Origin of the sequence: Nonomuraea sp. NPDC050680 (assembly GCF_040654555.1) — a bacterium.
In the GTDB taxonomy this organism is placed as follows: Bacteria; Actinomycetota; Actinomycetes; order Streptosporangiales; family Streptosporangiaceae; genus Nonomuraea.
Genome location: NZ_JBFAIF010000013.1, coordinates 253,605 through 272,905, shown reverse-complemented (window position 1 = coordinate 272,905; position 19,301 = coordinate 253,605). Strand labels below are relative to the sequence as shown.

Genomic DNA, 19,301 nt, shown 5'->3' with positions numbered 1-19,301 from the left:
CGCAGACATGACGGGGTTGTGCATCATGCACTGGCTTTTAACACACTGTTGAGTTCTCAAGAAACGGACGCGTACTCCCCAACCTGCGAGAGGCGTTCATTTCGTTTTCCGTTTTCGTTGTGTCTTTATCTTTTCAGCCGCCCGGCCCGGTGTCAAATTGACCCGACCCGCTCCGACCTGCTGAAATAAGACCGCCCCGTTTCCGGGACAACCCCTCTAACTTACCAGACCATCCGGACAGATGCGAATCAACCGGACGAACCAGGAAGAAGTGGGATGTGCCGGGCGCTGTCCGGGTTCCATGAACCCCTTGGCCGCCCTGCCTGAGCAACTCTAGCAGCCGTCCACGCCTGCTTCGTGCCGTACAGGTAATCGTGAGGTCCTTCCCTGCCCTCAAGATGCTCAAACCCGTCGAGTCGCCGACCAGGTCCGCGGCGGGCGGGTGACATGGCGGAGGCAAGCCGAAAGCAAGTCATCCGCAATCGCCGGTGTGTACGAAGTATGTACGAGCAATCTGCGCCCTCGGAGGTGTCCGGAATGACCCGCTCGGAGTTCGATGACATCCGCGCCTTCCTTGCCGACGATGCGACTCATGCTGGAGACCTCCTCCGAGTCGCCCGGACACTGATCGACGACCTTGAGCACGCGCGCATGCGCGAGGCCGTCCTGCGGACGTACTACTTGCGCCTGCTCACCGCCGCTCGGGCCACGGTGGCCGCCGAGGCGGTGGACGCGCCCGACCCGCTGGCCTTCATCAAGCACGAGCTCGCCGAACGCGGTCAGCTACCCGAGGACGGGGAGGCCGTGCAGCGCATCCTGTCGGACGCGGCCGCGGCGTCCGCCTTGCTGGCCTGTCTGGAGCAGCAGCCGGCCCAGGTCCGGCCGAGGGGAATGCGACTGCGCCGCTGTGTCGGCACCGCTCGCACGTTCCCCCGCTGAGCCCCAAAGCCGCTGAGCCGGTTCGCGGAACCCCCACGAACCCTGACGGACCCGGCCGACATGACGGACCCCACAGGCCGACAGACCTGACGGACCCCGGCAGACCTGGCAAAGCTCAAACGGCTCTCAGAACCCAGACGAAGAGGCCGCTCGCGTGCCGAACAGGACGTCAGGTAATGTTGCCGTCCCCAGCGATGGACCCGATCGAGGAGGTGAGACCCATTAACGCTGCAGCAGGCTGGGTGCTCCCCCTCGTGATCGTGCGGTCCACCTGACATAGGTGACCGAGGGAGCGCTCATTGGCTTTCCGAAAGGCGCTCATGTCGGTTTTTCCGTCACCTGTCCCCCCATCCGCCATCGTCACCAGGCTCCGCGCCGCCGGCTGTGTCTTCGCCGAGGACGAGGCGGAGTTGCTCATCTCGACGGCGAGGACGCCGGACGAGCTCACCACCATGGTCGACCAGCGGGTCGCCGGGCTTCCTCTTGAGCATGTTCTCGGCTGGGCGGAGTTCTGCGGGCTGCGGATCGCGGTGGATCCCGAGGTGTTCGTGCCGCGCCGCCGTACCGAATTCCTCATCGACCAGGCCGCGGCCGCCGCGCTGAGCGGTCCCTCCCCCACCGTCATCCTCGATCTGTGCTGTGGGACGGGCGCGATGGGCGCCGCACTGGCCGCGGCCCTCAACAAGAAGGCGGCCCTCAACAGAGAAGGGGTCGAGTTGCACGCCGCGGACCTGCACCCCGCCGCCGTACGGTGCGCGCGCCGCAACCTGGTCCCCATCGGCGGTCAGGTGTACGAGGGGGACCTCTACGAGCCGTTGCCGGCCACGCTGCGGAGTCGCGTCGACATCCTGATCGCCAGCCCTCCCTATGTGCCCACCGAGGCGATCCGATTGCTGCCATCGGAGGCCCGCGTCCACGAGCCGCTGGTGGCGCTCGACGGTGGCGCCGACGGGCTCGACGTCGTGCGGCGGATGATCGCGGAGGCGCCCTCGTGGCTGGCGCCGGGCGGTCATCTGCTGATCGAGACGAGCGAACGCCAGGCGTCGCGGACGGCCGAGGACATGGCCGCCGCCGGGCTGACCCCGCGTGTGGCCCGCTCCGAGGACCGGTACGCCACCGTCGTCATCGGCACCAGACCCACCGAATAGTCGGCACCGCGCGTGCTGCCCAGGTGACCAGAAGACGACCGCTCGCATACCCAGCCTTGGCCGATCGGCTGCAAGACTGCGCATATGTGGCAGCGATGGTTCAACTGGGCAGCAATCGCTCTAGTAGGCGGTTTCAGCCTCATATGGATGGGTGTCGTCATTTACGTTGAAGACACCCAGACCCTCTGGATGCGCCTCGTCCAGCTGATCTTCGGTGCCGCCCTGGCCGCTTGGGCCGTACGCAAGACAACTCTGATGATCACCAAGGCGTGAGTCTCATGAGCGATCAACTCTATGACATCAGTCATGACATGGGGGATGACGTACAGCTTTCCGCCACCGCCATGTACCTGGACAGGCTCCCGCAACGGCACAGGATCCTCGAGATCGATGACGAGGCCGCGCGGAGCATCTCCAGATGGGTGAACGAGGAGGACGGCCGTGAGTCCGACGCCTTCGCCGATCCGCTGGAGGACTCCTTCTTCTTCGAGCCGGAGTAGCGGTTACGGCTGGAAGCGATATCCCATTCCGGGCTCTGTCAGCAGGTGTACGGGATGCCCCGGGTCGCGTTCCAGCTTGCGGCGCAGCTGCGCCATGTACTGCCGCAGATAGTGGGTCTCCTTCACGTACGAACTCCCCCACACCTCGTTCAGCAACTGCCGCTGGCTGATCAACTTGCCGGGATTGCGGGCCAGCAGCTCCAGGAAGTGCCATTCCGTGGGCGTGAGCCGTACCCCGCCCGAGACCGTCTTCGTGGCGAGATCGATCACGTGCTCCCCCACCCGCACCGTCGCGGGCTCGTCGGCGGCGGCTCCGGTGCGGCGCGTCACCGCGCGGATCCGGGCGAGCAGCTCGTCGATCCCGAACGGCTTGGTCACGTAGTCGTCGGCCCCCGCGTCGAGGGCGTCCACCTTGTCGGGGCTGCCCGTCCGGCCCGAGAGCACGATGATCGGCACGCTCGTCCAGCCACGCAGCCCCTGGATGACGTCCACCCCGTCGAGGTCCGGCAGTCCCAGGTCCAGAATGACCAGGTCGGGATGCCAGTCGGCGGCCTGGCGCAGCGCGGCGGTGCCGTCGGGCGCGACGGCCACCTCGTAGTGCCTGGCAACCAGGTTGATGCGCAACGCCCGCAGGATCTGCGGTTCGTCGTCCACCACGAGCACGCGGGTCAAGGAGCCCTTCCCAGTCAAGACGCCCTCCGTAGCGAGACGATCATGGTCAAGCCTCCTCCGGGCGTCTCCTCCGGGGTGAGCGTGCCGCCCATGGCCTCCGTCAGTCCCCTGGACAGCGCCAACCCGAGCCCCAGCCCCACGCCCTGCCGATCGCCCAGCCGCTGGAACGGCAGGAACACCCGCTCCTGCGCCTCCGGCGGAATCCCGGGTCCCCGGTCGACGACGCGGATCTCGACATGCTCGCCGTACGCACTCGCGGAGATCACCACCTGGCCGCCGGCCGGGCTGAAGCGGACGGCGTTGGACATCAGGTTGACCAGTACCCGCTCCAGCAGCGCCGCGTCGGCCATGAACTCCGGCACCTCGCCGGTGAACCCGTCGTGGACGCGCTCGCGCAGCGGTCCGAGCTCGGCGATCGCCTGCGGGACGACGTCCTCGACGGCCAGCGGTTCCAGCGTGACGCCGAGCACGCCCGCCTGCAGGCGGCTCATGTCGAGGAGGTTCGACACCAGCCTGTCCAGCTTGATGAGCGATTCGCCCGCGGTGGCCAGCAGTTCTTCGCGGTCCTCGGGGGTCCAGTCGACCTCTGTGCCGCGCAGGCCGTCGACCGCGGCCCTGGCCGCCGCGAGCGGGTTGCGCAGGTCGTGGCTGACGGCCGCGAGCAGGGCGGTGCGCATTCTGTCGGCCTCGGCCAGCGGCCTGGCCCGGTCGGCCTCCGCACGCAGGCGTTCCTGCCGCAGCGCCACCGCCGACTCCGCCGCGAATGCCTCGAGCACCTGCCGGTCGGCCGCGTCGAGCAGCCTTCCCCGTACGGCGAGCACCAGGTCGTCGTCGATGGGCACGTCCGTGTCGGCATGCCCCGGCGAGGTGGACGGAGGTCCCCCGGCCGTGGCCACGACGTGCCATGAGTCGCCGTCGCGCTCCAGCAGCGTGACGGACTCCAGGCCGTACACCTCCTTGAGTCTGGCCAGCAAAGACGGCAGCGCCGCGTCGCCGCGCAGGACGTGGCCGGCGAGTGTGGACAGCACCTCGGCGTCGGCGCGCGAGCGGGCGGCCTCCCTGCTGCGGCGGGCCGCCTGGTCGACGACCGTGCTGACCATCGCGGCGACCAGCACGAAGATGGACAGCGCGAACAGGTTCTCCGGCGCGGAGATCGTCAGTGTGTGGAGTGGCGGCGTGAAGAACCAGTTCAGCAGCGCGAAACCGAGCACCGCCGCCGTCAGCGCCGGCCACCTGCCTCCCACCAGCGCGACGGCGACCACCAGCAGCAGGAAGAACAGGATCTCGCTCGGCAGCGTGAGCCGCTCGGCGAATGCCAGCATGACGGCTGTGAGCAGCGGAACCGCGAGCAGTGCCAGCGCCCAGCCGGCGATCCGCCGGTCCCGGTTCAGCGCGGCCGGCGAGCGGGCGGGACCGCGTACGCCCCGAACCGCCTCGTGGGGCACCAGATGGACGTCGATCGAGCCGGACAAGGCGGTCGCCGTGACGCCCACGCCGCGGGACAGGATCTGCGCGAACCGGCCCCGCCTGGACGCGCCGAGCACGAGCTGCGTCGCGTTCGCGCCGCGGGCGAACTCCAGCAGCGCGCGCGGGACGTCGTCGCCCACGACCTGGTGGTAGGTGCCGCCGAGGCTCTCGACGAGCGCGCGACGGCGTACGAGCGCCGCCGGCTCGCCGTCGGACGCCGGACCGTCGGGCCTGGTCACGTGTACGGCCAGCAGGTCGACGCTCTTGGACCTGGCGGCGATCCTGGCGGCCCGCCTGATCAGCGTGTCGCCCTCGGGGTCCCCGGTGAGCGCGACGACGACCCGCTCGCGGGCCTCCCAGGTGCCCGCTATGCCATGGTCCGCCCGGTAGCGGATGAGCTGGTCGTCCACCTTGCCGGCGACCCAGAGCAGGGCCAGCTCGCGCAGCGCGGTGAGGTTGCCGACGCGGAAGTAGTTGGACAGGGCCGCGTCGACCTTGTCGGGGGCGTAAACGTTGCCGTGGGCCATCCGGCGGCGCAGCGCCTCGGGGGACATGTCGACGAGCTCGATCCGTTCGGCCCGGCGTACCACCTCGTCGGGGACGGTCTCGCGTTGCGGGACACCGGTGATCTGGCGGACCACGTCGTTGAGCGAATCGAGGTGCTGGATGTTGACGGTGGAGACGACGTCGATGCCCGCGTCGAGGATCTCGTCGACGTCCTGCCAGCGTTTGGCGTTCTTCGATCCCGGGACGTTGGTGTGGGCCAGCTCGTCGATCAGCGCGGCCTTCGGCGCGCGTGCGATGACGGCGGCCACGTCGAGTTCGGTGAAGGTGGCGCCTCGGTGGACGAGCGTTTTACGGGGGATCGCCTCCAGCCCGTCGAGCTGGGCGGCCGTGCGGGCGCGGTCGTGGGTCTCGACGAAGCCGACGACCACGTCGCGGCCGCGTTCCCTGGCGCGGGCGGCCTCGGCGAGCATCGCGAACGTCTTGCCTACGCCGGGGGCCGCGCCGAGGTAGATGCGCAGCCGCCCGCGTGTCATGCCTCGCTCCCCGGTGGTAAGTCTGTGACCTCCAGGCTACGACCAGGGACACGACGGGTTTACGGGGCAGTGGCACGTCCCCACGTGCTCCCCCACCTGAGCGCTGACCGCCTTCAGCGAGCGGACGCCCTGATGGCCAGGATGCTGGGGATGGGCTGCTCGCCCGGTTCGTAGACCCGCTCGATGGCGAGCCCGGCGTCGATGAAGGCGTTGATCAGGTCCGGCAGCGGCACCTGGCTCATCCCGACCCGGTCCCTGATCCCGCCTTGGCGCCACCACGGCCCGCGCTGGTGCCAGCCTTTGAGGTGGTACGTGGGATGGATGATCAGCGCGCCGTCCTCGCGGTTCTCGATGTGCGGGCCGTTGAAGCACGGGTGCACCCCATAGAAGAGCAGCAGCCCACCAGGGCGGAGCACTCGGGCCGCCTCCCTCAGCAGTCCGGGGAAGTCGCCGATGTCCGTGGACACCCAGAACGCGGCGACGGTGCCGAACACCCCTGAGGCGAACGGCAGCGCCGTCCCGTCAGCCTGGAGCAGTGGCCCGGGATCCCGGCGGCGAGCAAGGCGCAACTGGTCGCCGGACCGGTCGAGCCCCACGACGGTCCTGCCGGTGGATCGGATCGCGTCGAGGTAGCGCCCGGTGCCACAGCCCAGGTCCAGGCACGTCTCGTCGCCTGGGCCCAGGAGTTCGGCCACGTCCGCGAGGTTCGGGACGATGAGCTCGTCGTACCACTCGGACAGACCGTCATAGCGTACCGTCATGATCCATTAATACCTCGGAATATGCCTGCACGGCGGGTTATCAGCCGCGCGACTGCCGCAGCTGGCGTATTCCGATGAAAGCGATAACAAGGCCGATGATGAGGACGATGGGGCCGATGATGGCCCAGAGAGTAACGCCGCTCATCACGCTGCCACCGACGACGCCCAGCCCTTGAAGCGTCCACAGGGCTCCGACCAGGGCCAGGAGAACGCCGAGGACGAGGAAGATCCATGCTTTCACTGCATTTCTCGTTTCTCTCGTGGAGGGGGAAGACAGCGAAACTATCGGGTTTATACCGGTCATTATGCTGGGCGAAGATCCACGCCGCGAGCGGCCGCGACAAGGACGTACAGACCCCCATGTTGATCTCATGCCGCCCGGGCCGGTGACCTATTCGTTATCTAACGCCCCCTTGTTGGGTCTTCGCACACTATGTACGGTCCCTTCATCGCCACTGAACAACTTGTTCAGTCCAGTCGATCAAGGGGTTCGATGACGGAGTCGGAGACCGAATACCTGGGTGTACGCATCCGGGCCTACCGGAACATGCGCCAGATGACCGTTCGTGGACTCGCCGCCGAGGCCAAGGCGAGCGCCAGCTTCATCAGCCAGTTGGAGCGGGGGCAGACCAGCGCGAGCATCGGGATGCTGCGGCGAATCGCCGGGGCTCTCGGGCTCACGGTGGCCGACCTGTTCAACGAGCAGGACGAGGTCGGACACCGGGTGTTGCGCCGCGCCGAACGTCCTGAGCTCCCCACGAAACCCGGCACCCGCAAGTACCTGATCTCCCAACGCCCCCTGCAGAACCTGGAGGTGTACGCCGGGGAACTCGACCCGGGCGCGTCCACCGGGGACGAGCCGTACACCCACGGCGACTCCCAGGAGATCTTCCTCATCGTGCGCGGCCAGGTGACCCTCTGGCTCGGCCCGGCCGACTCGGCCACCCCGCACGTCCTGGCGGCCGGCGACAGTGTGGAGTACCGCACGTCGGTGCCCCACCGCGTGGTCAATGACGGCGACGAGACAGCCGAGGTCCTCTGGACGATCAGCCCGCCCACACCCGCTTGATCAACCCCGTCGCGGTGACGAGGTCACACTCACCTGGCGCGTGTCCGACTCCGTGCTCCTGGCCGACGAAAGTGATGTGGAGGCAGTGCTCACGTGAAAGGCATCCCGCTGACCGAGGACTTCGCCAACGGCGGCGTCTCGTTCTGGTACCGGCAGATCGGCGTCCCGGACCGCCGGGCGGCGCTGTCCGGGTCCCGCTCGTACGACGTGGTGATCGTCGGTGGTGGCTACACCGGCCTGTGGACCGCGTACTACCTCAAGAAGGCCCAGCCCGACCTGCGGATCGCCATCCTGGAACGGGAGTTCGCCGGGTTCGGCGCCTCCGGACGCAACGGCGGCTGGCTGTCGGCCGAGTTCGCCGGCTCGCGCGAGCGGTACGCCAAGGCCCGGGGCCGCCAAGCGATGATCGACCTGCAGCACGCCATGTTCCGGTCGGTCGACGAGGTCATCGAGGTGACCCGCGAGGAGGGCATCGAGGCCGACATCCACAAGGGCGGCCTGGTGCACGTCGCGACCAACCCCGCCCAGCGGCGCCGCCTGCGCGAGGAGCTGTCCTCGTTGCGCACCTGGGGGTACGGGGAGGACGACCTCAGGGTGATGTCCCGGGACGAGCAGCAGGAACGGCTGCGGGTGGCGGGGACCCTGGAGGCCACGTACTCGCCGCACTGCGCCCGCATCCAGCCCGCCAAGCTGGCCGTCGGACTCGCTTCGACGGTCGCCGCGCTGGGCGTGGACATCTTCGAGAACACCACGGTGACCGAGATCCGCCCCCGCCAGGGCGGTATGGCCTCGGGCTCGGGTTCAGGGGGCACAGGTTCAGGCGGTATGGCGGCGGCGGTCACCTCGCACGGCGTCGTCTCGGCCGAGTGCGTCATCCGCGCCACCGAGGGCTTCACCGCCAGCCTCGCCGGGCAGCGCCGGCAGTGGCTGCCGATGAACAGCTCCATGATCGTCACCGAGCCGCTGCCCGGCGAGGTGTGGAAGCACATCGGCTGGTCGGGCAACGAGCTGCTCGGCGACGAGGCGCACGCCTACATCTACGCCCAGCGCACCGCGGACGACCGGATCGCGATCGGCGGGCGCGGCGTGCCGTACCGGTACGGATCGCGCACCGATTCCCAGGGCGCCACCCAAGCGCAGACGGTGGCGCTGCTCTGGCGGATGCTGGTCAAGCTGTTCCCCGCCGCGGCCGACGCCCGCGTCCAGCACTCGTGGTGCGGAGTGCTCGGCGTGCCGCGCGACTGGTGTTCCACGGTGCACCTCGACCACACGACCGGTCTCGGCTGGGCGGGCGGTTACGTGGGCAGCGGCGTCACCACCACGAACCTGGCCGGCCGTACGCTGCGCGACCTGGTGCTGCGCCGCGACACCGAGCTGACGGCACTGCCCTGGGTGGGCCGCCAGGTCAGGCAGTGGGAGCCGGAGCCGCTGCGGTGGACCGGGGTGCAGCTCATCTACGCGCTCTTCAGGGCCGCGGACCGGCACGAGAACGACCACGGCACCACGACCTCGGCCTACGCCCGCATCGCCAACCTCATCTCAGGCCGCTGACCTTGGCCGGAGGCGCTGCCCCTCAGTCACCCTCCGGCCCTCGGGTTGTCTCGTCGCGCTGCGCGGGGCCACAGCGGCAGGCGAGAACATCGCCCCGCATGGCATGGGCTCGCGCCAGGCAGGCCGCGAAATTGAACAAAAGCCGGGCTACCCACCCCTGACCCCTAGACATAAAAAATGCCTTCCGGGAGGATCTCCCGGAAGGCATTTCTCTTGGTAGCGGGGGCAGGATTTGAACCTGCGACCTCTGGGTTATGAGCCCAGCGAGCTACCGAACTGCTCCACCCCGCGTCGGTGTGTGTCTAAAGACTATAGGTGGCACGGGGTGGAAGCAAATCGAGGAGCCTACGTACCGCCTGTCGGCGTGGGTGTCGCGGTGGGCGACGGAGTGGCGGTGGCCGACGGTGACACCGTGGGTGACGCCGACGGAGAAGTCGTAGGTGAGGGCGTCGGCGTGGTGGCGGTGGACGGCAGCGCGCCCAGCCCCTCCAGCACCTTCAGCGCCTCTTCCAGCCGCTTCTGCGCCTTGCCGTACTCGTCCCAGTTGGGTGGGCTGGCCTGCAGGGCCTTCTGGGCGTCGTTGTAGGCGCTCTGCGCGGTGTCGATCGCCGACTTCAGAGCAGTGGTGTTCTGGTTGGGTTTGGCCTGCTCGTTGTTGGGCGTCGTCTGCTGCTGCTCGCCGCCGAAGACCTGTTTCAGGGCCTCATCAAGGGTGCGGCCGACACCGATCTTGCTGCCGAACGACACCAGTACGCGCTGCAGTATCGGATACGGCTCCTGCCCCCCACCGGCGGCGACCTGGATGTACACCGGCTCGATGTACACCAGCCCCCCGGCGTAGGGCAGAGTCAGCAGATTTCCGTATCTGACTGACGAGGCACCCACGCCCAACAGGTTGAGTTCGCCGGCGAATCGGCTCTGGAAGGCGTTCTGCGCCTGTCCGGGGCCCGGAATCGGGGTGTTGGATGGCATGCGCAGGATGCGCAGCTTGCCGTAGTCGGGGCCGGCCACCGAGTCGACCGCCATGAAGGCCGCCAGGTTGGGCCCCGATTTAGGGACGAACGTCGTCGTCAGCGAGAACGTCGGCGCCGGGTTCTGGTCGGGCATCGTGGTCGTCACGTAGTAGGGCGGCTGCTTGGTGTTCGTGTCGCCCTGCGACGGGTCACTCGGGACGTTCCAGAAGTCCTGGCCGCTGTAGAAGGCGGCGGGGGTGGTGATGTGATAGCGCGACAGAATGTAGCGCTGCACCTTGAAGAGGTCTTCCGGGTAGCGGACGTGCGCCTGGAGGTCGGCGCTCATCTTCGCGGCCGGCTGGATGATGCCGGGGAAGGCCTTGCTCCAGGTCTTGAGCACCGGGTCCTTGTCGTCCCAGGCGTACAGCGTGACCGTGCCGTCGTAGGCGTCGACGGTGGCCTTGACCGAGTTGCGGATGTAGTTGACCTTGTCCTGCGGCTGCTGGGCGACCACGCGGCGGTCGGTGTTGCGGTCGCGGGTCATGTCGCCCAGGCTCTCGCTCTGCGCGTACGGGTATTCGTTGGAGGTCGTGTAACCGTCGATGATCCAGGTGATCCGACCGTCGACGATCGACGGGTAGGGATTGCCGTCGAGGGTCAGGAACGGCGCGACCTTCTCGACCCGGTCGCGCGGGTTGCGCACGTAAAGGATCTTGGAGTTGTCGTTGACGTCACCCGAGAGCAGGATGTTCTTCTCGCCGTACTTGGCCGCGTAGACCAGCCGGTTGAAGAACGAGCCGACCGGGACGCCACTCTTGCCGGTGTAGGTGGTGTTCTTCTGCTCGGTGCCGCCCGTCTCCGGGTAGTCGAGCTCCTGCGGGTTGTTCGGGTTTCCGCCCGCGATGACGTATTCGTTGGAGGCCGGGCTCTCACCGAAGTAGACCCGCGGCTCCTTCAGCTTGGTCGTGTTGGCCAGCGGGCCGACGACCGGCATGTCCTTGGCGTCATAGTCGGGTAGGCCGCCTTCGGTGACCTCGTTGCCGGGCGCCGCCACGATGCCGTAGCCATGGGTGTAGATGAGGGCGTTGTTGATCCAGTTGTTCTGGCCCTCGGGCGCCCCGAGCAGCTCGCGTACGCCGACGACGTGGTCGACCTGCTTGCCGGTGGCATCGGGGTAGCGGTCCACGTCGAGCTGGGCGGAGAAGCCGTAGAAACCGCGGATGCGCTGGGTCTGCTCATACGTCGCGGAGACCAGCGCGGGGTCGAGCAGCCGGACGCCGGACACAGAGGCGTCGCCGCCGGTCTGGACCTTGGTCGGGTCGGCCTCCGCCGTGTAGGGCAGGATCTCCGTCTTGTCGACGTTGTACGACGCCCGTGTGGCGTCGATGTTGCGCTGGATGTAAGCCGACTCCTTGAGCTGCTGGTTGGGCTTGACCTGGAACTGCTCGACCAGCGCCGGGTAGACGCCGCCGATCAGGATGGCCGAGAGCACGAGCAGGCCGAAGGAGACGCCGGGCAGCATGCCGCCGGGCCGAATGACACCCGCGAAGAACAGAGCGGCGCAGATCAGCGCGATGATGGCCAGGATGGTCTTGGCCGGGAGCACCGCGTTGACGTCCGTGTAGGAGGCGCCGTGGACGAAGCCGCGGTCGGAGAAGACGAGCCCGAAGCGGTCGATCCAGTAGGCGACGGCCTTGAGCAGCACGAACACGCCGAGCAGCACCGACAGGTGGGCACGCGCCGCGCGGGAGGCGTGCACGCCGGGTGACTGCAGCCGGAAGCCGCCATAGAGGTAGTGCGTGATCCCCGCCAGGATGATCGAGATGATCACGGCGGTGAACAGGAAGTTGAGGATCATCCGAATGAACGGATAGTCGAACATGAAGAACGAGACGTCCATCCCGAACAGGGGGTCCTTCGTGCCGAAGGGCACCCCGTTGATGAACTGCAGCCAGGTCTTCCATTCCCCGGCGAATGACGAGCCCGCGAAGAGCGCGAGCAGGCCCATGCCGACGATGAAGATCAGCTTGCGGTGGGGGTCGAGCGCCATCCGATAACGGTCGGCCCCGCTGCCACCACCGAACATGGCCGGGCCGAACATCGGCCGCATCCGGAAGGCCAGCAGCATGTTGCCGCCGGCGATGCCGACCATGACCACCGCTCCGACCAGGAACAGCACGATCTCGGTCAGCACCACGCCGGAGAAGACCGAGGTGTAGTCGACTCCAGGGTCTACCGTGTCGAACCACAAATAATCGGTATAAATACCGGAAAACAGGAAAAATAGCGCCACAATCGCCACGAGCGCGATCGCAACTGGAAGAAGCAGTCGCGGTCGGCGGGGCAAACGCATTGCCCTGCCGCCGGCTCCTGGGGTCCGGAAGCTCAAGGCCAACCCCTCGTCGTGATGAACAAACGGTCCGTGTCTGGCAACCTACACCGCTGTGCCAGCCGTACGACTAACGGATGGCATTCGCCAGAAGTTTCATCCAGCAGCGCAAGCGGGCACATCGCCTTTGCCGGTGCGCAGCGCCTCAAGCGCGCCGACCGCGGCGTGCAGCGTCTCGGCCTTCACCAGGCGCAGCCCGTCGGGGACGGCCTTCATGGCCTCGGCGCAGTTGTCCGGCGGGGTGAGGAACACCGTCGCGCCGGACTTGCGGGCGCCGACCATCTTCTGGGCGATGCCGCCGATGGGTCCGACCTCGCCCGACGCCTGGATGGTGCCGGTGCCGGCGATGTCCTTGCCGCCGGTGATCTCGCCGGGGGTCAGCTTGTCGAGGATGCCGAGCGAGAACATCAGCCCGGCGCTCGGCCCGCCGACGTCACCCACGTTGATGTCGACCTTGAACGGGAACTTGTAGCTCTCCTGCATGATCACGCCCACGACGGCCTGACCATCCTTTTCCGCCACGGTAGGCACGCTGACCTGGCTCTTGTCCTTGCCCCTGGTGACCGTGAAGGCCACGGCTTCGCCCGGCTTGTGCGCCTTCACGGCGTCGCTGACGGTCTTGACGTTCGCCACCGGCTTGCCGTCGACCTCGCTGATCTCGTCGCCCGGCTTCAGCTTGCCGTCGGCCGGCTTGCCCTTCTGCGTGGACGCGACCGAGACCTTCATGCCAAAGGGGATCTTGAGCTCGGTCAGCGCGGCCGCGGTGGCGAAGTCCTGGGAGTTGGTCATCTCGACCGTGTTCTCCTCCTCGACCTCTTTGGGCGAGCGGGACTTGGGGAAGATGGTCTCCTCGGGGACGACCGCGACCGTCGGATCCACCCAGCCGCGCAACGCGGTCAGCAGATCGATCCTGCTGCTCGGCCCACCCTGATAAGCCACCGTGACCAGGCGCAGCGCGCCCTTCGTGGGGAAGGTCTGATGCCCGCTGATCGTGATCACGGGCTTCTTGTCGACCTCGCCGATGGTGTTCTCGGTCGGCCCGGGACTCAGTACGACGTACGGCACGGGCAGGAAAGCCCCTGCGACACCGAGCGCTAGCACGAGGAAACCCGCAACCAGCAGGGTCAAGGCGCGTCGCGACATGAAGACGAGCTTATTGGCAGGCGCCGACCCACTCGGCCGACCCGTCGGCGAAGATCTGGTGTTTCCAGATCGGTACCTGGGACTTGAGGTCGTCGATCAGCCTGCGTGACGCCTCGAAAGCCGCGCCCCGGTGCGGGCAGGCGACCGCGACGATCACCGCGATGTCGCCGAGCTTCAGATCGCCGACCCGGTGCACGGCGGCCAGAGCGGTGACCGGGAAGTCGGCGGCCACCTTCTCCGCCACCTGCCGCAGCGAGCCGAGGGCCGAGGGGTGCGCCGAGTAGGAGAGCCCGGTCACGGGCTTGCCGTGGTCCTGCTCGCGTACGGTGCCGACGAAGAGCGTGGTGCCCCCTGCCGCATGGTCCCCCACAGCGGCCAGCACCTCGTCCACCGAGAGCGAGGTCTCGCGAATCCCGAGCAACCGGATGACGTCCACGAACAGAGCCTACATAGTCACTGGCGGCGCTTCTTGCGCACTTGGCGGACGATGGCGGCGGTGCCGATGACCGCCACCGTGGCGCCCGCGGCGGTGAGCGTGGCCTCCTTGACCGGCAGCCGCCTGCCGACCACGGTGGTCCTGTTCTCGCGCAGCTCCAGGAGCTGCGCGAACACGGTCTCATTGGTCCAGGAGGGCTTCCAGCCGGCCTCACGCAGCGCCGTGCAGTCGACGACCCACGGGTAGACGACGTAGTGCAGGTCCGTCGCGGGGGCCGGGGTGATGCCCAGCCGGTGCAGACGCTGCGCTGTCCCGAAGGTGAGGCCGGCCGGCAGCTCGAAGCGCCGCAATCCGGACATCTCCTCGACCTGCTCCTGCTCCAGCCAGCCGTCGCAGCCGACCGCGGCCACGCCGGTCACCACGCCGCGCGCGGCCAGCTCCAGCGCCGTGATCAGGTCGTCGACGTGGCAGAACTGCCAGCGCGGTGAACAGCCCTTGATGGTGAGCAGCCTCGGCGACTCGAAGTGGCGGGTGATGACCGTGTCGATGCCGGGGCCGACCACGGCCGCGGGCCTCAGCACGGTCACCTCCAGGCCGGGATGGCTCCGCGACGACCTGCGTACGAGCGCCTCGATCTCCAGATAGTCGCCCACGACCCCCGTGTCGGGCTCGGCCGCGACCGGGGACTCCTCGGGCAGGGGCACGTCGTTCTCGGGCGCGGCGCCGTACACCATCGCGCTCGTGACCAGCACGACGCGCCGGACGCGCGCGGCGGCGCTGGCGGTGAGCACCGTCTGCGCAGCTCGCAGATTGTACGCGCGCCGCTCCGCTGGATCGGAGTCGACGGCGTAGTCACCGGCCAGGTGGACCAGGACGTCGATGTCGGAGATGCGGTTCGCCAAGAGCGGATCTCGTACGTCGATCACTCTCCACGTGGCTTCCTGGACGTCCCCGCGCTCCTCGTCAATGGCCACCACCCTGCGGAAATCCGCGGTGGATACGAGCTTTGCGAGTAGCTCGCGGCCGATGCCAGAGGCGGCACCGGTGACGGCGACGACGGGGTGGCGCGGGCGTTTCGAGGTAGGCACCAGGTCCTCACTTTGCACTGATCCGCCGTAGGACGACTAACGTGGCGGATGTGGACTCCTCCATCCTGCACGAGGTAGAGCGGTGACTGACCTGCCAGGTCGCGAAAACGACCCCAACGAGAACCCGTTCGCCATGTTCGGCAACCCTGAGCAGATGGCTCAGGCGATGCGCCAGTTCGCCGACATGCTGTCGGCGCCCCAGGGCTCCGGCCCTGTCAACTGGGACATGGCCAAGAACATCGCCCGCCACGCCGTGGTCGCCGAGAGCGATCCGAGCGTCATGGAAGGCGAGCGCCGCCAGATCGTGGAGGCGCTGCGCCTGGCCGATCTGTGGCTCAACGAGGCGACGACGCTGCCCAGCGGCGTGTCCAACCCGCAGGCCTGGAGCCGGTCCGAGTGGATCGAGAACACCGTCCCCGTGTGGCGCACGCTCTGTGAGCCGATCGCCGCGCGCATGGTCGAGACCATGGGCGGTGCGCTCGGCGGCGCGGGCCTGCCTCCGGAGGCCCAGCAGATGGCCGGGCCGCTGATGGGCATGCTCAAGCAGATGGGCGGCATGATGGTCGGCCAGCAGATCGGCCAGGCCCTCGGCTCGCTCGCCCGCGAGGTGATCGGCACCACCGACATCGGCCTGCCGCTGTCGGACACGGCCGCGCTGCTGCCCGGCGGCATCTCGTCGTTCAGCCAGGGACTCGACAATCCCGCCGACGAGATCCGGCTCTATCTGGCGCTGCGCGAGGCCGCGCACCACCGGTTGTTCCAGCACGTACCGTGGCTGCGGGCCAACCTGCTCGGCGCCGTCGAGGAATACGCCAGGGGCATCACGGTCGACACCTCGGCGCTCGAAGAGCAGATCCGCGGGCTCGACATCAACAACCCTGAGGCCATCCAGGAGGCATTGAGCGGCGGCGCGCTGCTCAAGCCCGAGGAGACCGAGCGGCAGAAGGCCGCACTGGCCCGCCTGGAGACGATGCTCGCCCTGGTCGAGGGCTGGGTGGCGACCGTGGTGGACGACGCCGCGGAGGGCAAGCTGCCCTCGGCCGTCGCGCTGGCCGAGACCGTACGCCGGCGCCGCGCGACAGGCGGTCCGGCCGAGCTGACCTTCGGCACGCTCGTCGGGCTGGAGCTGCGGCCCAGGCGGTTGCGCGAGGCGGCGGCGCTGTGGCGGGCGCTGAAGGAGGCGCGCGGCCTCGACGGGCGCGACGCGCTGTGGGGTCACCCCGACCTGCTGCCGCACGCCGAAGACCTCGACGACCCCGAGGCGTTCGTCCGCGGCGAGGCCGCCTGGGACATCTCCAAGCTGGAGGCCAAGCCCGACGAGGACGACCAGAGTTGAGCCTGCGCCAGGACGCGGTGGCCGTGCTATCCGGCTGGACCGCGCCGACGCCCGGCGAGGAGTCGCTGCGCGCCGAGTTCCTCGATCACCTGCGCACGCACGACGACGCGATGCTGCGCGAGTGTGTGCCGGGTCATCTCACGGCGACGACCGCGGTGCTGTCGCACGACGGCGCGCGGGTGCTGCTGACGCTGCACCCGAAGGCGGGCATGTGGCTGCCGATGGGCGGACATTGTGAGATCTCCGACACCTCCCTCGCGGGCGTCGCGTTGCGCGAGGCGGTGGAGGAGTCGGGCATTCCCGGCCTGGAGTTGTTGCCCGGGCCGCTGGCCCTCGACAAACACCAGGTCTGGTGCCATCCCCCGCACAGCTGGCATCTCGACGTGGAGTACGCGGCCGTGGCCCCGGCGGACGCCGAGGCGGTGATCAGCGAGGAGTCTCTCGACCTGCGTTGGTTCCCGATCAACGAGATCCCGGAGCTCTCCGACGAGGCGACGCGTCGGTTGGCCGCACGTGGCCGCGTGGCGCTGACGGTGGACTCACGCGCTCTTGGTTAGAGTCCGCCTGGGCCGTCCCGTCCCAAGGGGGTTATGTGCACACCGAGAGTGAAGTCGGCGGCACGATCGTCACACCCGCCCGCAAACGGCGCAGGTTCACCGGCACCACGCTGACCTGGCTGGCCGTGACACCGTTCGCGGCCTGGGCGCTGACCAGAGTGGCGGGACTCGAACGCGGCTCGCTGGCCACCCAGCTCATGACCGCCACGCCGTACGCCGCCGCGGGCTCGATCGTCCCGCTGCTGATCGCCGCGATCAGCCGCAAACGCGCCGCGACCGCGGTGGCGCTGCTCACGACGACCGCTTTCGGCTTCGCGGTCCTGCCGAGGGCCCTGGGTACGGCCGACACCACGGCGGGCCGGCCGTTCCGGGTGCTCACCATCAACATGCTGTTCGGCAGGGCCGACCCGCAGACGGTCCTCGACCTGGTGCGCCGGTACGAGCCTGACGTGCTGAGCACCCAGGAGCTCACGCCCGAGGGTGTCGAGGCGCTCGACACGGCCGGGCTGTCCGGGTTGATGCCCTACCGAGTACTGCAGGATGCGTGGTCCGCGAGCGGCAGCGGCCTCTACTCCAGGCATCCGCTCAAGCCGATCTACAACCTGGTGCCGCCGGTCGGGCACAACATGCCCGCGGCGATGGTCGCGCTGCCCGGCGGCAAGCCGGTGGAGTTCGTGGACGTACATCCCTTTCCGCCACTCGGCCCCCAGGCGACGAAATGGATCGAGGCGCTGGACGGGCTCCCCGCGGCGTCGGGTGACACCGTGCGAGTCCTGGCGGGAGACTTCAACGCCACGCTCGACCACACGCCCATGCGGCGGCTGCTGTCTCGCGGCTACAAGGATGCCGCCGCCCAGGTCGGGGCGGGGCTGATCCCCACCTGGCCGGCCAACAAGCGGGTGCCGCCGATCATCACGATCGACCATGTGCTGGTGGACCAGCGGGTGGGCGTGAAGGAGGTCAGCGTGCACACCGTGCCGCGCACCGATCATCGGGCGGTGTTCGCGGAGCTCAGCGTGCCTTGAGTTCGCGAAGCTCAGCGTGCCTTGAGTTCGCGAAGCTCAGCGTGCCTTGAGTTCGCGAAGCTCAGCGTGCCTTGAGTTCGCGAAGCTCAGCGTGCCTTGAGCAGTGCCCTGAGGTTGTCCCAGCCCTCCAGGCCGGGGTCGAGCCGGGTGAGGGCTTCGGGGGTGCGCAGGCGGTGCCAGCCGGGGCCGGTGGCCACCATGCGGCGGCCGGGCGCCTGGGCGCGCAGGGTCGCCACCGGGTCGGGGTCGTCGAGGTCGGCGTCGGCCCATTCGGGCATGGGCAGGCCGCAGGCCAGCGCCACGGCTCCGCCGTCCTCGGCCGGACAGAGCGTGATCTGGGCGCGGCCGAGCTCGCGGAAGAGCTTGCCGACCAGCAGGGGCGGCAGGTCGGGCGCGTCGGCGCCGATCACCACCGCCTGGTCACCGTCGAACCGGCTCATGATGGCCTTGAGCGGCTCGTCCTCGTCGATCGTGAGCACTTCGGTGCCGGGCCAGACGATCGCGTCGAGGCCCGGGACGCTGGTGACCAGGACGGGCGTGACGAGTTGAAGGCCGGCGACCATCTCGTAGGTGTCCTCGGCCATGGCCTCCAGGAACTCGCCGGGATCCATGCCCTCGGGGGCGGCCTGCGCCATGCTCTGCCGTACGAGGACCGCGGCTATGCGCGTCAACACTCCTCCGGTGCCGTGGGGGCGGCGGCGGAGAATCCTTCGAGGAACCCGCGCGCCCGCTCCGCCTTGGGATATTGTTCGACCAGCGCCCAGAACCTGGCGCCGTGGCTGGGGACGAGCAGATGGACGAGCTCGTGGATGATCACGTAGTTGATGACCCACTCAGGGAGACCCTTGAGGCGGGTCGAGATCCGGATCGTGCCGTTCTCCGGGGTGCATGATCCCCATCGATGCTGCTGATTGTCCACCCAGCGCACGCTGGCCGGCATGGCCCTGCCGTGGAGATACTTCGCCGACAGCTCTTTGGCCCGCTCCAGGAGAGCCTCGTCGGTCGGTCTTCGCCGGTTCTCCTTGGCCGCAAGCCGATCGAGCATCCGGCTCACCCATTCATCAGCGTCTTCGCCGCTCAGCCAGGCGGGCAGGAGCACGATCGTCTTGTCGCCGTCGCGGTAGGCGGAGACCGTACGCCGGCGACGAGAACTGCGACGGACCTCGACTGTCTCGGGGGGCACATATGCACGTTAGCCGAGACTGGCGAAATTCCACAGAGGGGCAG

At 68.5% G+C, this 19,301-nt stretch carries 19 protein-coding genes and 1 tRNA gene; 9 read left to right on the top strand and 11 right to left on the bottom strand.

Annotated features, from left to right (window positions below):
• Positions 1 to 537: 537 nt before the first annotated feature.
• The 4 genes from AB0H88_RS34945 (at position 538) to AB0H88_RS34930 (ending at position 2,587) form a co-directional block, all read left to right on the top strand.
• The gene (locus AB0H88_RS34945; protein ID WP_357652096.1) at positions 538 to 939 is read left to right on the top strand and encodes a hypothetical protein; all 402 of its coding nucleotides are present in this window, start codon (positions 538 to 540) and stop codon (positions 937 to 939) included.
• A gap of 320 nt (positions 940 to 1,259) precedes the next feature.
• On the top strand, positions 1,260 to 2,087 hold the full coding sequence (locus tag AB0H88_RS34940) for a putative protein N(5)-glutamine methyltransferase (RefSeq protein WP_357652115.1): 828 nt from the start codon (positions 1,260 to 1,262) through the stop codon (positions 2,085 to 2,087).
• A 147-nt stretch (positions 2,088 to 2,234) separates the two neighbouring features.
• Positions 2,235 to 2,360, top strand: coding sequence for a hypothetical protein (locus AB0H88_RS34935; protein WP_357652094.1), 126 nt, complete (start codon positions 2,235 to 2,237; stop codon positions 2,358 to 2,360).
• A gap of 5 nt (positions 2,361 to 2,365) precedes the next feature.
• Entirely contained in the window at positions 2,366 to 2,587 is a 222-nt protein-coding gene (locus tag AB0H88_RS34930) for a hypothetical protein (protein ID WP_357652092.1), read from the top strand.
• A gap of 3 nt (positions 2,588 to 2,590) precedes the next feature.
• Here AB0H88_RS34930 and AB0H88_RS34925 read toward each other — a convergent pair whose 3' ends face one another.
• The 4 genes from AB0H88_RS34925 to AB0H88_RS34910 all read right to left on the bottom strand — a co-directional run bounded on the left by AB0H88_RS34925 (position 2,591) and on the right by AB0H88_RS34910 (position 6,768).
• Positions 2,591 to 3,259: a response regulator gene (locus AB0H88_RS34925; RefSeq protein WP_357652113.1), complete on the bottom strand. Its 669-nt coding sequence runs from the start codon at positions 3,257 to 3,259 to the stop codon at positions 2,591 to 2,593.
• A 14-nt stretch (positions 3,260 to 3,273) separates the two neighbouring features.
• Positions 3,274 to 5,766, bottom strand: a complete 2,493-nt coding sequence (locus AB0H88_RS34920; protein WP_357652090.1) for a DUF4118 domain-containing protein — start codon at positions 5,764 to 5,766, stop codon at positions 3,274 to 3,276.
• Between the two features lie 113 nt (positions 5,767 to 5,879).
• Positions 5,880 to 6,527: a class I SAM-dependent methyltransferase gene (locus AB0H88_RS34915; RefSeq protein ID WP_357652088.1), complete on the bottom strand. Its 648-nt coding sequence runs from the start codon at positions 6,525 to 6,527 to the stop codon at positions 5,880 to 5,882.
• A gap of 40 nt (positions 6,528 to 6,567) precedes the next feature.
• Positions 6,568 to 6,768, bottom strand: a complete 201-nt coding sequence (locus tag AB0H88_RS34910) for a hypothetical protein (RefSeq protein ID WP_357652086.1) — start codon at positions 6,766 to 6,768, stop codon at positions 6,568 to 6,570.
• 252 nt (positions 6,769 to 7,020) lie between these two features.
• Between AB0H88_RS34910 and AB0H88_RS34905 the strand changes: the two genes are divergently transcribed.
• Together AB0H88_RS34905 and AB0H88_RS34900 are read left to right on the top strand one after the other, a co-directional pair.
• Positions 7,021 to 7,596 (top strand): XRE family transcriptional regulator, encoded by a 576-nt coding sequence (locus AB0H88_RS34905; RefSeq protein WP_357652085.1) that lies wholly within the window; start codon positions 7,021 to 7,023, stop codon positions 7,594 to 7,596.
• Positions 7,597 to 7,689: 93 nt separating this feature from the next.
• Positions 7,690 to 9,147, top strand: coding sequence for an FAD-binding oxidoreductase (locus AB0H88_RS34900; protein WP_357652083.1), 1,458 nt, complete (start codon positions 7,690 to 7,692; stop codon positions 9,145 to 9,147).
• A gap of 214 nt (positions 9,148 to 9,361) precedes the next feature.
• Here AB0H88_RS34900 and AB0H88_RS34895 read toward each other — a convergent pair.
• The 5 genes from AB0H88_RS34895 to AB0H88_RS34875 all read right to left on the bottom strand — a co-directional run bounded on the left by AB0H88_RS34895 (position 9,362) and on the right by AB0H88_RS34875 (position 15,159).
• Positions 9,362 to 9,438: transfer RNA gene (locus AB0H88_RS34895), tRNA-Met, on the bottom strand.
• Positions 9,439 to 9,492: 54 nt separating this feature from the next.
• Entirely contained in the window at positions 9,493 to 12,453 is a 2,961-nt protein-coding gene (locus tag AB0H88_RS34890; protein WP_357652081.1) for a UPF0182 family protein, read from the bottom strand.
• Positions 12,454 to 12,585: 132 nt separating this feature from the next.
• Positions 12,586 to 13,632 carry a PDZ domain-containing protein gene (locus AB0H88_RS34885; protein ID WP_357652079.1) on the bottom strand — a complete coding sequence of 349 codons (1,047 nt, stop codon included), beginning with the start codon at positions 13,630 to 13,632 and terminating at the stop codon, positions 12,586 to 12,588.
• 10 nt (positions 13,633 to 13,642) lie between these two features.
• On the bottom strand, positions 13,643 to 14,068 hold the full coding sequence (locus AB0H88_RS34880; RefSeq protein ID WP_357652077.1) for a molybdenum cofactor biosynthesis protein MoaE: 426 nt from the start codon (positions 14,066 to 14,068) through the stop codon (positions 13,643 to 13,645).
• A 17-nt stretch (positions 14,069 to 14,085) separates the two neighbouring features.
• The gene (locus AB0H88_RS34875) at positions 14,086 to 15,159 is read right to left on the bottom strand and encodes an NAD-dependent epimerase/dehydratase family protein (protein ID WP_357652111.1); all 1,074 of its coding nucleotides are present in this window, start codon (positions 15,157 to 15,159) and stop codon (positions 14,086 to 14,088) included.
• 79 nt (positions 15,160 to 15,238) lie between these two features.
• Between AB0H88_RS34875 and AB0H88_RS34870 the strand changes: the two genes are divergently transcribed.
• From AB0H88_RS34870 to AB0H88_RS34860, 3 genes are read left to right on the top strand one after another with little or no spacing between them, the layout of a single operon-like run.
• Positions 15,239 to 16,492 (top strand): zinc-dependent metalloprotease, encoded by a 1,254-nt coding sequence (locus AB0H88_RS34870; protein ID WP_357652075.1) that lies wholly within the window; start codon positions 15,239 to 15,241, stop codon positions 16,490 to 16,492.
• Entirely contained in the window at positions 16,489 to 17,049 is a 561-nt protein-coding gene (locus AB0H88_RS34865) for an NUDIX domain-containing protein (RefSeq protein WP_357652073.1), read from the top strand. The genes AB0H88_RS34870 and AB0H88_RS34865 overlap by 4 nt, the downstream gene beginning before the upstream one ends.
• Before the next feature lie 35 nt (positions 17,050 to 17,084).
• Positions 17,085 to 18,074: an endonuclease/exonuclease/phosphatase family protein gene (locus tag AB0H88_RS34860; protein ID WP_357652071.1), complete on the top strand. Its 990-nt coding sequence runs from the start codon at positions 17,085 to 17,087 to the stop codon at positions 18,072 to 18,074.
• Between the two features lie 86 nt (positions 18,075 to 18,160).
• Here the strand turns inward: AB0H88_RS34860 and AB0H88_RS34855 are convergent, their stop codons facing one another.
• Positions 18,161 to 18,745 carry a DUF2064 domain-containing protein gene (locus AB0H88_RS34855; protein ID WP_357652069.1) on the bottom strand — a complete coding sequence of 195 codons (585 nt, stop codon included), beginning with the start codon at positions 18,743 to 18,745 and terminating at the stop codon, positions 18,161 to 18,163.
• Entirely contained in the window at positions 18,742 to 19,257 is a 516-nt protein-coding gene (locus tag AB0H88_RS34850) for a M48 family metallopeptidase (RefSeq protein WP_357652067.1), read from the bottom strand. The genes AB0H88_RS34855 and AB0H88_RS34850 overlap by 4 nt, the downstream gene beginning before the upstream one ends.
• Positions 19,258 to 19,301: the final 44 nt, after the last annotated feature.

Bases quoted from the DNA above. Each gene is read 5' to 3' on its own strand.
- AB0H88_RS34945 (WP_357652096.1), top strand. From the start codon at position 538: ATGACCCGCTCGGAGTTCGATGACATCCGCGCCTTCCTTGCCGACGAT.
- AB0H88_RS34940 (WP_357652115.1), top strand. From the start codon at position 1,260: ATGTCGGTTTTTCCGTCACCTGTCCCCCCATCCGCCATCGTCACCAGG.
- AB0H88_RS34935 (WP_357652094.1), top strand. From the start codon at position 2,235: ATGGGTGTCGTCATTTACGTTGAAGACACCCAGACCCTCTGGATGCGC.
- AB0H88_RS34930 (WP_357652092.1), top strand. From the start codon at position 2,366: ATGAGCGATCAACTCTATGACATCAGTCATGACATGGGGGATGACGTA.
- AB0H88_RS34920 (WP_357652090.1), bottom strand. From the start codon at position 5,766: ATGACACGCGGGCGGCTGCGCATCTACCTCGGCGCGGCCCCCGGCGTA.
- AB0H88_RS34915 (WP_357652088.1), bottom strand. From the start codon at position 6,527: ATGACGGTACGCTATGACGGTCTGTCCGAGTGGTACGACGAGCTCATC.
- AB0H88_RS34905 (WP_357652085.1), top strand. From the start codon at position 7,021: ATGACGGAGTCGGAGACCGAATACCTGGGTGTACGCATCCGGGCCTAC.
- AB0H88_RS34890 (WP_357652081.1), bottom strand. From the start codon at position 12,453: ATGCGTTTGCCCCGCCGACCGCGACTGCTTCTTCCAGTTGCGATCGCG.
- AB0H88_RS34885 (WP_357652079.1), bottom strand. From the start codon at position 13,632: ATGTCGCGACGCGCCTTGACCCTGCTGGTTGCGGGTTTCCTCGTGCTA.